The organism is Chryseobacterium sp. AG844 (genome assembly GCF_003182335.1).
GTDB classification, from domain to species: Bacteria; Bacteroidota; Bacteroidia; order Flavobacteriales; family Weeksellaceae; genus Chryseobacterium; species Chryseobacterium cupriresistens.
Map to the genome: position 1 here is coordinate 325024 of NZ_QGTV01000001.1, position 12301 is coordinate 337324.

Genomic DNA, 12301 nt, shown 5'->3' on the forward strand with positions numbered 1-12301 from the left:
GTGTGTAACATTTTTTTAAGGTTCGTCTCTAAAAGACAAATACACTTTAAAACTTAAGAAATCATGAAAAAATTTACACTCCTTTTAATCATTATGTTGTTTTTTTTAGCAGTATGCAATATATTCGGCCAACAAACAGTGTATCCGTTTGAATTAAAGAAAACAGGAAACGGAAATCAGGCATTAATTTTCATTCCCGGATTTGCTTCTTCAGGTGACGTCTGGAATGATACCACCGCAAAGTTTGAAAAAGATTTCACCTGCTATACTTTAACAATGGCTGGATTTGCAGGAATAAAACCCCAGACAGATGCCAGTTTTAAAGACTGGGAAAAAGGAATTGCAACCTATATCAAAGACAATAAAATTGAGAAGCCCATTCTTATCGGGCACAGTATGGGAGGCGGTCTTGCCCTGGCCATAGCGGCAGATTATCCGGAGCTTGCAGGTAAAATTATCATCGTAGACACGCTTCCCTGCCTGGCAGCGCTATCTGATCCCAGTTTTACATCGAAAGAAAATAATGACTGTTCGCCTGCTATTGCTCAATTGACAGCGATGAACGATGAGCAGTTCCGGAAAATGCAGGCACAGGCGATGCCCCGTCTTCTGGCAGATGCTTCTATGCAGGAAACGGTAATTAACTGGAGTATGAAATCGGACCGAAAAACATTTGCTAAAATATACTGTGATTTTTATAATACCGATCTCAGAGAGAAAATAAAAAACATCCAATGTCCTTCTCTTATTCTTCTGGAATCTTATTTTGTCACTCTAAAGCCAACGATTGAAAACCAGTACAAAAATTTAAAAAATGCCAATATGCAGTATGCTTCAAAAGGTTTGCATTTTATCATGTACGATGATAAGGATTGGTATTTTAATCAGCTTACTCACTTTTTATCTGCGAAATAATGGTTTTTGAAGAGATATATGAACTCTACTGGCAAAGGATATTCCGTTTATGTATGGGATATGTGAATGATGCCGAACTTGCTCAGGATCTTGCCCAGGAAACCTTTATCATCGTCTGGCAGCAGCTTCCGAAATTCAGGAATGAATCCAGTATAGGGACGTGGATTTTCAGAATTGCATCCAATAACTGCCTCCGGCAGATTGAAAAGGAAAAGAAATTCAGCAAAACCGATCTCCCCATCAATCTGGAAGAGAAAAAACAGGAATCTATAGAACCTCAGATCCAGATGCTCTACCAGTTTATTTCGGAACTGCCTGAAACGGACAGAATTATTATTTCATTGGAACTGGAGGAAGTGAAACAGGCTGAGATCGCCCATATCGTAGGACTTTCAGAATCCAATATAAGGGTAAAGATTCACAGGATAAAAGAAAAATTAACACAAAAGTTTAAAGAAAATGGATTCTAATATGGATTTTAAAAATATATGGAAGCAGCAGACTTCCGGCAAACCTGATCTGGATGCGCTTCTCGGTAAGCTGAAAAAATTCAGAAATCAAAATCTGCGCAGACTGATCTTTGCTAATATTGGATTAATCGCTACCTCCTTATTGATTCTTTTTATCTGGTACCGTTACCAGCCTGAAATGATCACTACAAAAATCGGGATTGTACTTGTCGTGCTGGGAATGGTTATTTTTCTTCTTGCCTACAACAAAATGTTTATGATATTTTACAAGATTGATCAGACGCAGTCAAACAACGAGTATCTCCAGAGTTTATATGTAGTAAAGAGTAAGCAGAAATTTATGCAGACCACCATACTTAACTTATATTTTGTCATGCTCTTTCTGGGAATATGCCTGTATATGTACGAATATACTTCAAGAATGACCCTTAGCTCAGGTATTCTGGCCTATGCTTTAACATCTGTCTGGATTGCTTTCAACTGGTTTTATCTGAGACCGCGAACAATAAAAAAACAGCAAGGTAAACTTGACGAATTAATTAATAAATTTGAAGAGATCAATAATCAATTAAAAGAATCATGATATCGTCTGACAACAAAAATCACTGGGAAAATGTATATGAAACCAAAAATCCGGATCAGGTAAGCTGGACCCAGAAAAAACCTCAGACTTCCCTTGATTTTATACATTCTTCCGGATTGGGAAAAGAGGCCAGCATCATAGACATTGGTGGTGGAGACAGCAACCTTGTTGATTTTCTTCTTGAAGAAGGTTATGAAAATATTACAGTTCTTGATATTTCTGCCAAAGCTTTGGAAAAGGCACAGAAACGACTTGGAGCAGCAGCAGACAAAGTAAAATGGATCACTAGCGACATTACGGCTTTCGAACCTATGGAAACCTATGATATCTGGCATGACAGAGCAGCCTTTCATTTCCTGACCACCCCGGAACAGGTTTCAAAATATATTGATATTGCAGAAAAGAAGGTGAACCATTTTATGATTGTCGGAACTTTTTCGAAAAACGGTCCTACGAAATGCAGCGGATTGGATATTCAGCAGTATGATGAAGAATCATTATCCGAAAAATTTGAAAAAAGTTTTAAAAAAGTAGACTGTATTACTGAAGATCACACCACTCCTTTTGACACCATTCAAAATTTTGTATTCTGCAGTTTTAAAAAGTAGTAATGAATTGTATGTATTTTTTATTTATTTTTAAATTCCCAACCATTTAAATAAAAATACTATGAAAAAATTATTATTTCTGCTTATTTCAGGCACATTCTGCTCAAATTTTTATTCACAACATTTGGAATTTCAGGAATGCGGAACCGATGAATTAATGAAAAAACATTATGAAAGGTATCCTGAAGAGAAAGCGCGTGACGATGCTTTCAACCTGGAATTGTCAAAAATGATCAAAAGTGGCAAATTTACGTCTAAGCTCAACAATCAGGTATACGAAATCCCTATTGTTGTACACGTTGTAGGAGACGGAAGTGCTATAGGAACTGCTAATAATAAGTCTGACGCAGACATCATTGCATGGATAAACTATACCAATGGTGTTTTTGCAGGAAGTTCCACCAGCGGAATGTCAGGAACAAGTGCAATACTGCCTGTCAAATTTGTTTTTGCAACCAAGGATCCAAACTGTAATGTAACTAACGGGATCAATAGAATCAATGCTTCAGGTCTTCCCAAATATGTAAGCGGCGGTGTAAATAATGACAATACAACCAATGCCGTAACTGCTTCTGAGATTACTGCAATGGGAATGTGGGATACTTCTAAATATTATAATATCTATGTTGTTAAAAAATTAACATCCAACTCCGGAGGATTAAATGGCTTCGCTTATTATCCGGGAGGAAGCAAAGATTATGCTTTTATGGCAGCAAGTGCATCCGCTGTTAATGCTCAGACTTTAGGGCATGAATTCGGACACGCTTTGGGACTCCGACATACGCATGAGGGATACAATGAAACTACAGGAGACTGCCCTGTCAACAATGACTGTACTTTAGAAGGAGATCTTGTTTGTGATACTGAGCCTATGAAAAGTCTTTATCATTCGTCAGTTCCTCACACATGTCAAACCGGACAGATCAATCCTTGTACCACCCAATTATACAATGGTGGTGAGAGAAATGTGATGGCTTATACCTACTGCTTCAGAGATTTATTTACACAAGGACAGACCAACAGAGCTACAGCACAGCTTTTACAATACAGACAATCGCTGATCAACTCACCGGTTGGATCTCCAACTACTATTAATAACAATGTAACATTAACCAATGCATGTACTCCCGCAACCATTACAAATCCGGGTAATTACAATGTAGGAATTACTTTGGTAAAGTTTGGAAGTATTAATAATTATTCAACTAATTATAAGCAGGCAACCAATAATTTTTATGAAAACTTTACCGGTACTTACTGTTTGGGGATTTCAAAAACCAATATTCCACAAAATGCCGCCACCACACTTACTGTAGCTCCGGGAACAAACAACCCTCACATTATCAAAGCATATATTGATTATAATAATGACGGTCAATTCGATGAATCTACAGAGCTGGTTCTTAATCAAAGTGGAATAAGCAATGGTTCATTGGCTACAGCACAGGTAACTCCTCCTGCAGGTGCAATAACCAATACTCCTTTAAGAATGAGGGTCATTGGAGAATACAACGGAACAGCAGTAACGGCATGCTTTACTCCAAAGTACGGACAGGTGGAAGATTACTCCGTCATCATTGAACCTCAGAATGTATTAGCAATAGAAAATGCAGGATTGAAAAATGCACCTGTTATTTTTAAAGATGAAAATTCAGTATCTGTAAGAAGTAATGTGAAAATCTCCTCGGTACATATTTATGATGCTGCAGGAAGATTACTGATGAGAAAAAATGATATTAAATCTTCAGAATTCAAATATCCTGTTGACCAGAAAAATATAATCATCACGGCTACAGCAGTACTGGAAGACGGAAAAGTAATTACGAAGAAATTAAAATTTTAATTATTTCAATTATAAAATAAAAAAGAGAGTCATTGCTGACTCTCTTTTTTGTTTATCTCATTCAAAAGAAAATTTCTTCCCGATTATGATTCTTTTTTTTCTTCCATTTCCACTTCATGTCGAAGCTGAGCTTTGTAAAGCGTGGCATAATATCCGTTCTTATCCAGAAGTTCAAGATGCTTTCCTTCTTCTACGATTTTACCATGCTCCATCACAATAATCTTGTCTGCTTTCTCAATGGTGGAAAGTCTGTGGGCAATAATAATGGAGGTCCTGTTTTTCGTAATTTTCTCTGTAGCTCTCTGAATCAGCTTTTCACTTTCATGATCAATGGAAGAGGTAGCTTCATCCAGAATTAAAATTTTCGGATCTGATAAATAAGCTCTCAGGAAAGACAGTAACTGTCTCTGACCTAAAGAAATTGAAGAACCTCTCTCACTCACTACATAATCGTATCCGCCAGGAAGCTGTTCAATAAACTGATCTACCTCAATTTCTCTCGCTCCCGCTTTTATTTTTTCCAGTGTGATACTATCATCCCCGAAGGCAAGGTTTTCAAAAATACTTCCGTGGAAAAGGAATACATCCTGCAGCACCACGCCGATATGACTTCTGAGATTATAAAGCTCGTAATCTTTTAAATCCACATCATCAATGAGGATATTTCCGGAATTGATATCATAGAGTCTTGTAATCAGACTGATAATGGTAGACTTTCCGGCACCTGTTGCCCCAACGATGGCTACCGTTTCTCCCGGATTTACTTTAAAGTCAATTCCTTTCAGTACTTCCTGCTTTTCATCATAAGCAAAGTGTACTTTCCGGAATTCAATTTTTCCTGCAAAATGATCTTTCTTCACGGTTCCGTTATTCGGCATCGAGTTTTCTTCATCCATTAATCCCAGCACTCTTTCTGCTCCTACAATTCCTCGCTGGATATTGTTAAAACGGTCAGCAATCTGTCTCAAAGGACGGATCAGCATTGAAATATACTGGATAAATGCAATCACGACTCCGGCACTGATGGTAATATATCCTCCATAGAAAAGAATAAATCCTATGAATAATGAAGAAATAAGTTCCACCACAGGGAAGAACAGTGAGAAAATAAATACGGTTCTCAGCAATGCTCCTTTCAGGGTAATATTGATATCATCAAATTTCTTAAACTCAGATTCCTGTCTGTTGAATACCTGAATAATAGACATTCCTGCCAGTCTTTCCTGAACAAAAGAGTTTTGATTGGCTGTCCAGTTTCTCTCATCCCCGAAAGCTTTTTTCAGCCTTTTCTGGAAGAATCTTGTAATGACTACCATCAAAGGTAAGATGGCCAGTGTAATATAACTGAGGTGAACATTGGTACTGAACATCATCACCAATACAAACAGAATTCTCAGGATATCTCCAAATACCATCAGGAAACCATCTGTATATACGGTCGCAATGGTTTCCACATCTCCTACAGCCCGCGTTACCAGCTGTCCGATGGGTGTTTTATCAAAAAATGAAGTTTTGAAATAGATCAGTTTAGCATATAATCGCTCTCTGATATCCCTGATCACATTCTGTGAGATAAAATTTGAAAAATAAACCAGGAAAAAGTTTAATATCGTTTCAGCAAACACCAATCCCACAAGGATGTAGATGTGTTTCATCATCAAAGCTTTATCATGCAGCTTTGTAATGTCATTATCCACCACCTGCATGGTAAGATAAGGCCTGTAGGTGGAAACGATGGAAAGGAATATGGAAATGATAAGGGTAAGGATGAACCAAGAACGAAATTTCATTCCGATAAAGAACAGCCTCTTTATAATTCCCCAGGTATCTTGTTTTTTCATTGTACGAATCGAAAGAAAGAATTAAAATAAAATTCTATGCAAAAATAAGACATTATAACCGGACTGCCTTTACAACTTTTGCAAATCGTCATAGAAAATATCAGATACTTACCATTTACAATATGAATAGATTAAGTATTCTTTTGTATCCAGCCTAAAACATATTCTGCTACTTCTTCCCAATTTTTCTCTCCACAGATGAAATGACTTCTCCCTGCAAACTCTTTAAAATCTACAATGCTTCCCGGATCTTTGTAAGCCCCTGCTATTTTCTTTGAAAATGCTGCCGGGAAAATATGATCATTAGAGCCTGCAATGAACAGCAGCGGTTGATGGGGTTTCTTTAAATCTAATTTTGCAGAAGCTTTAAACAAAGGATCTTTTGCCAATTTTCTGCTTTCAGGAACTGCTACTGTCTCGTAAAGCCTGTCACTTTCTTTCTTTGAATAATTATTGAAAAAAGCTTTGTGATACCATTCTTTTTTTCCCATATATGGACTGTTTCCTTTGAAGAAATTCACTACAGGCCAAACAATTTTAATGGTAGAAAAAGGAGCCATGATATTTTTCGGAGGAGCACCGTCAATACTTATACCAGCTACTGCTTTTCCCATGTCAATCAGCTTCTGAACCATAAGTCCTCCAAAAGAATGTCCGATAACAATAGGCTTTTCGGGAAGACTGTCAATCAGTTTCACAAGATTGTCCACGGTATCGTCAAAACCGACATGTCTTAATTCTCCGGGAATATTATTTTTTAAGTATACGGGATCCCCTCCATGTCCCGGATTTGAGGGTGTATGTACAGTATATCCCTGCGCTTCAAAATAAGTTTTCCATTCTTTCCAGCTTGTATTATTCACAAATAACCCATGAATGAATACGATCGTTTTTGTTTTCATAATTTTCACTTTTTTGTTTTGTTAAATTGATGAAACAAATTTCTGCAGATAAAATGACGAAAACTTTAACCCAGGTTAAAATCGTACTATTTGCCTGAAATTCTTTTTCTTATCCTGCTCAGAGAAGGCCCCTGAATCCCTAGATAAGAAGAAATATGATACAGCGGAACATTACTGAAAATATCCGGATGCTCTTTCATCAGATCCAGATAACGTTCTTCCGGAGACTTTAATAAAAATCCTTCTACCCTTGTCATGGTAACGTTAAATGCTGCCTGTGCCAGAAGTCTCCCAAATTTTTCCCATTGATGCGACTGCTGGTAAAGAGAAATAAGATCTGCATGCCGGATAAAAATAATAGATGCATTCGTAAGGGCCTGTGTAAAATAATCACATGGGATCTGATTGAGAAAACTTTTAAAAGAAACTACAAAACCATTGGCCGAATAAAGAAAAACATTCTTTTCTTCACCCGTATCTCCATTGATGACATAAGAACGAAAAACTCCATCGACAATAAATCCTAAATAAGAACAGACGTTTCCCTGAAGATTATAAAATTCTCCTTTTTTATATTCTTTTGGAAACCAAAAATTTTCAGACAGTCTGAAATCTTCTTCTGAAAGTCCCGCAAAATGATATAATGCGAAGGCTAATTTATCAATTTCAGTCATGGCTATTTTTTTAGTATTTCTTACAGTATTTAAAAATAATCTTAATTTCCGATACTAAAAAAAGAAATCTTACTGATCAATAGTCTTCCCAATCTCCTCGATTTCGATGGTCTTTGCCGGTCTTTCTTTTATAAATTTATTTTCAAGGAATTTATAAACTCCCCAAACCGCAACAATAGAGATTAACCAGCCAACGATATTCACTGCTGAAAATCCTGTATAATTGACATTTTCTGCGGATTCAGGATCTGTTAATCCCATATACATACCATAACCGAAGCCTAACAAAAGCTGGGTCCCCAGATAAATACCGATAGCCAGAACACCATACTGCCACTTTGTTTTTCCAAACCTTTCTGCTAATTGTGCATAATACCGGTAAGCGCCGATAAGAATAAAAATTGATAACATGATTATTATTTTGTTTTTTAAGTTTTTATTTAAAATTCATATCCCACGTCTACAAGATACAGCCCGTGTCCCGGAGCTGAAGTTCCCGCAGCGTTACGGTTTTTGTCTTCAATCACTTTACGGAGATCTTCAGGCTTCAGTTTTCCGGTTCCTATTTCTACCATCGTTCCGACAATCGCGCGAACCATATTTCTTAAAAAACGATTGGCAGAAACCGTGAACTTCAGCTCTGAACCGTTCTGCTCCCATACTGCTTTGTAGATTTTACAGATATTGGTTTTGTTGTCGGTTTTTAATTTGGCAAAACTGGTGAAATCTTCATATTCAAAAAGAATTTTACAGGCTTCATTCATGGCATTAATATCCAGTGATCTTTTCCAGTGCTGCCATGCAGATTCCTGAGTGAAGGGATTTTTTTCCAGGGAAATATAATATTCGTAGGTTCTGTACGTCGCATCAAAACGGGCATGAAAATCGTCTTTTACCGGAAAAATTCTTTTAATGGAAATATCGGGCGGAAGAAAACTGTTCAGCCTTCTTGTAAGCTGATCATCCAACTCTTTTTCCGTATCAAAATGGGCAAATATTTTTTTGGCATGAACGCCTGTATCGGTTCTTCCTGCTCCTGTTGTTTTAATCTCTTCGCGCAAAATGGTAGACAGCGCTTTTTCCAGTTCTTCCTGTACAGAAATAGCATCCGGCTGTATCTGGTAGCCGAAATAATTCTTTCCGTTGTAAGAAAATTCAATAAAGTATCTCAATGTATTGTAATAACTCCACAAAAATACTTTAATTTAACGAAATATTTGTTGAAAAGTCTTCGAGAATATTACATCAATGCTTATTAAAATTCCTATTTTTGCAATCGTATGAAAAGATGGTACCTTTATCCTTTTTCCCTTGGTTATCATTTGGTAACGGGTATCCGGAACACAATGTATGATCTGGGAGTTTTTAAGTCGACGAAATTCAAAACACCGATAATCAATGTCGGGAATCTTTCTGTGGGCGGAAGCGGAAAGTCACCAATGGTGATGTATCTTGCTCAGTTCCTGTCCAAACATTACAGAACTGGAGTGCTTTCACGGGGTTACGGAAGGCTTACAAAAGGCTATGAAGTAACCAATTACGACAGCAACTACAAAATGGTGGGTGATGAAGCGATGCAGCTTTTTGAGCGTTTTAAAAACCGTTTTGTCATTGCTGTTTCCGAAGAACGTGTTCCCGGTGCCAAAAAGGTGATCGATGATATGGACCTTGAAGTTCTTGTACTGGATGATGCCATGCAGCACAGAGCCATCAAAGCCGGATTCAATATTCTGATGACCGATTTCAGTGATCCTTTTTTCAAGGATTATCTTCTTCCTGCGGGGGATCTGAGAGAATCAAGAGCCGGATATAAAAGGGCTGACATCATCATGGTCAGCAAATGTCCTGATGAACTGACAGAGGAAACAAAAAGGTATTATATTTCAAGAATACGACCTTCTTACGGACAGAAAGTATTTTTTTCATCCATCGGTTATGACGAAAATGTCTACGGAAAAGACAAAATGCTTCCGGATAACAACCTGAATTATTATGATATTTTGCTGATCACCGGAATTGCGAACCCTAAACCGCTTCTGGAACATCTGGCAAAATTCTCAAAAAGGGTAAAACATTTAAAATTCAGAGATCATCATAATTTCACGGATGATGATATTAAAAAAATCCTTGCCGAGTATAAAAAATTAGGAGAATATAAACTGATATTAACCACAGAAAAAGACTATGTGCGTCTGAAAACTTTTGACTATCTTAGAGAAATTGTTTACTACTGGCCTATCAATGTACTGATTGATAAGAAAGAAGAATTCAATCAAATCATCTTAGATTATGTTAGAAAAAATTAAAGAAACTGCAGATTTCATTAAAAATATCATTCAGGGAACCCCTGATTTTGCAGTGGTTTTAGGATCCGGACTGGGAAAATTACAAAATGAAGTAGAACAGATCCATGTTTTAGAGTACAAAGATATTCCTCATTTTCCACAGACTACAGTGGCCGGGCATACCGGAAAACTGATTTACGGAATTCTGGAAGGAAAAAAAGTACTGATGATGAGCGGACGTTTCCATTATTATGAAGGTCATTCGATGGAAACGGTAACATTCCCGGTGAGAGTTTTCAATCTGCTGGGTATTCAAAATCTTATTCTTTCCAATGCCTGTGGCGGTGTAAACCCGGCTTACAGCGTTGCAGATATTGTCATCCTGAAAGATCATATCAACATGATGCCCGAACATCCTTTACGAGGAAAAAATATCGATGAGCTCGGACCTCGTTTTGTAGATATGAGCGAACCTTATAACAAAAAAATGATTGCCACAGCGGAACAGGCAGCTGCAGATCATCATATTAAAATTCATCAGGGAGTTTATGTGGCACTACAAGGACCAACCTTTGAAACCCCGGCCGAATATGGCATGATTAAAGCTATTGGTGGGGATATGGTAGGAATGAGCACCGTTCCCGAAGTTATAGTTGCCAGACATATGGGAATGGATGTTTTCTGTATTTCCGTGATCACAGACCTTGGCGGACCGGATGTCGCTTTTGTCGTTTCCCACGAAGAAGTTCTGAATGCAGCCAACAAAGCAATGCCCAACGTAATTGCCGTTGTCAAAGGCCTGATTAAAAACTATCAGTAAAAATAACCTAATACTACAACTGAAGACGTAACATTCCCATCCTCCGGAGGAGTGGCAAAAATTCAAAGAATTTTGCCGGGTGGTTTTCGCACTCCCACTCTCCCATCCCATAGAATTCATCAATATTATAAATTTTTCCTAATTCACCGGAAATCAGTTTCAGATTCCAATTCATTGTTTAGATTTGTACCCATGAAATTGTACGAAATGAAAAAGCTGATATTAATTTTTATGATGGGTATTTTTGGGATAAGTTATTCACAAAAAGCACCTGCTGTCCTTAAAACAGGATTTTCAAAAGAAGCTTTACAGCAGAAGCTGGAAGATGAAGAAGGGAAAACCGTTACCATACAACAGATTCTGGATCAGCATAAAGGGAAAGTTTTGGTCATTGATTTTTGGGCAGGATGGTGCAGAGACTGCTTAAATGCGCTGCCAAAAGCGAAGGAATTAGAAGAACATAATAAGAATATTGATTTTGTATTCCTGTCATTAGACCGTTCAAAAGAAGGGTTTGAAAAAAGTATGGAAAGATTTGATATGAAAGACAAAGAAAATTATTGGTTTTCCACAGGCTGGAAAAATGATTTCAATAATTATGTAGACCTTAACTGGATCCCGAGATATATGGTGATTGATCAGAAGTCTTCCATTGCAAAATATTATGCAATATCTCCTGAAGATCCTGAACTTCAACAAACCATCGACAAACTTTTACAATAGTTATCCTTAACTTTAACAACATAAAAACTCATTGGAAATTTTAATTTTCAATGAGTTTTAAAATTTTATTTATATAACACCATGATCACAAGAGAAGCCACAGAAAAGGATTTAGAAATCCTCTTAAAATTTGAACAGGGAGTTGTTACTGCCGAAAGACCTTTCAACAGTACATTGATTGAAGGAGAGATTCATTATTATGATTTAAAACATTTAATACAATCTCCGCAAGCAACCGTAATTGTTGCTGAAGAGAATCATGAAATTATTGCTTCAGGATATGCCCTGATCAAAAAAGCAGAGAAAGATTATTATCAGTTTAAAGAATATGCCTATTTAGGTTTTATGTACGTAAAACCTGAGCACAGAGGAAAAGGAATCAATAAAGTGATTACCGATGAACTCATTTCCTGGTCAAAATCAAGGGGAATAAGCGAGGTAAGACTGGACGTATATGCTCAGAATGAATCTGCCATAAAAGCGTATGAAAAGGCAGGTTTTGAACCTCATCTTCTCACCATGAGACTAAAGAAGTAAATGCAGGAAGCTGGAAGATTGAAGCTGGAAGTAGTCTATGCACTAAGAATAGCCTGTGATTTTTTTTAATTAATTTTCAATAAACAGGTCATCAATTTCT

Annotated in this window: 15 protein-coding genes; 9 read left to right on the forward strand and 6 right to left on the reverse strand. The window is 37.1% G+C overall.

The features are described from left to right. Nucleotides 1-63 precede the first annotated feature (63 nt). The 5 genes from DEU40_RS01370 to DEU40_RS01390 all read left to right on the forward strand — a co-directional run bounded on the left by DEU40_RS01370 (nt 64) and on the right by DEU40_RS01390 (nt 4419). Complete coding sequence (locus DEU40_RS01370; protein WP_110008186.1) at nt 64-915, forward strand: alpha/beta fold hydrolase; 852 nt, start codon at nt 64-66, stop codon at nt 913-915. Then, complete coding sequence (locus DEU40_RS01375) at nt 915-1385, forward strand: RNA polymerase sigma factor (RefSeq protein ID WP_110008187.1); 471 nt, start codon at nt 915-917, stop codon at nt 1383-1385. The genes DEU40_RS01370 and DEU40_RS01375 overlap by 1 nt, the downstream gene beginning before the upstream one ends. A gap of 1 nt (nt 1386) precedes the next feature. Then, nucleotides 1387-1968, forward strand: coding sequence for a hypothetical protein (locus tag DEU40_RS01380; protein WP_228406420.1), 582 nt, complete (start codon nt 1387-1389; stop codon nt 1966-1968). Then, nucleotides 1965-2576 (forward strand): class I SAM-dependent methyltransferase, encoded by a 612-nt coding sequence (locus tag DEU40_RS01385; protein WP_110008189.1) that lies wholly within the window; start codon nt 1965-1967, stop codon nt 2574-2576. Before DEU40_RS01380 ends, DEU40_RS01385 begins: the two co-directional genes overlap by 4 nt. Nucleotides 2577-2637: 61 nt before the next feature. Next, on the forward strand, nt 2638-4419 hold the full coding sequence (locus DEU40_RS01390; RefSeq protein ID WP_110008190.1) for a GEVED domain-containing protein: 1782 nt from the start codon (nt 2638-2640) through the stop codon (nt 4417-4419). A gap of 83 nt (nt 4420-4502) precedes the next feature. Here the strand turns inward: DEU40_RS01390 and DEU40_RS01395 are convergent, their stop codons facing one another. The 5 genes from DEU40_RS01395 to truA form a co-directional block, all read right to left on the reverse strand. Next, a complete protein-coding gene (locus tag DEU40_RS01395; protein WP_110008191.1) occupies nt 4503-6260 on the reverse strand; it encodes an ABC transporter ATP-binding protein in 1758 nt (585 codons plus the stop codon). A 131-nt stretch (nt 6261-6391) separates the two neighbouring features. After that, the gene (locus DEU40_RS01400) at nt 6392-7162 is read right to left on the reverse strand and encodes an alpha/beta hydrolase (RefSeq protein ID WP_110008192.1); all 771 of its coding nucleotides are present in this window, start codon (nt 7160-7162) and stop codon (nt 6392-6394) included. Between the two features lie 86 nt (nt 7163-7248). After that, nucleotides 7249-7836, reverse strand: a complete 588-nt coding sequence (locus DEU40_RS01405) for a Crp/Fnr family transcriptional regulator (protein ID WP_110008193.1) — start codon at nt 7834-7836, stop codon at nt 7249-7251. A 69-nt stretch (nt 7837-7905) separates the two neighbouring features. Next, complete coding sequence (locus DEU40_RS01410) at nt 7906-8247, reverse strand: hypothetical protein (RefSeq protein WP_110008194.1); 342 nt, start codon at nt 8245-8247, stop codon at nt 7906-7908. 29 nt (nt 8248-8276) lie between these two features. Then, entirely contained in the window at nt 8277-9008 is a 732-nt protein-coding gene (truA, locus tag DEU40_RS01415) for a tRNA pseudouridine(38-40) synthase TruA (protein ID WP_110008195.1), read from the reverse strand. 108 nt (nt 9009-9116) lie between these two features. Between truA and lpxK the strand changes: the two genes are divergently transcribed. Then, entirely contained in the window at nt 9117-10142 is a 1026-nt protein-coding gene (gene lpxK / locus DEU40_RS01420; protein WP_110008196.1) for a tetraacyldisaccharide 4'-kinase, read from the forward strand. Beyond that, complete coding sequence (locus DEU40_RS01425; protein WP_110008197.1) at nt 10126-10941, forward strand: purine-nucleoside phosphorylase; 816 nt, start codon at nt 10126-10128, stop codon at nt 10939-10941. The genes lpxK and DEU40_RS01425 overlap by 17 nt, the downstream gene beginning before the upstream one ends. 13 nt (nt 10942-10954) lie before the next feature. Here DEU40_RS01425 and DEU40_RS22280 read toward each other — a convergent pair whose 3' ends face one another. Then, on the reverse strand, nt 10955-11116 hold the full coding sequence (locus DEU40_RS22280) for a hypothetical protein (RefSeq protein ID WP_181397920.1): 162 nt from the start codon (nt 11114-11116) through the stop codon (nt 10955-10957). Nucleotides 11117-11148: 32 nt separating this feature from the next. Between DEU40_RS22280 and DEU40_RS01430 the strand changes: the two genes are divergently transcribed. Continuing rightward, a complete protein-coding gene (locus DEU40_RS01430) occupies nt 11149-11664 on the forward strand; it encodes a TlpA family protein disulfide reductase (protein ID WP_110008320.1) in 516 nt (171 codons plus the stop codon). 81 nt (nt 11665-11745) lie between these two features. After that, nucleotides 11746-12201 carry a GNAT family N-acetyltransferase gene (locus DEU40_RS01435; protein WP_110008198.1) on the forward strand — a complete coding sequence of 152 codons (456 nt, stop codon included), beginning with the start codon at nt 11746-11748 and terminating at the stop codon, nt 12199-12201. Nucleotides 12202-12301: the final 100 nt, after the last annotated feature.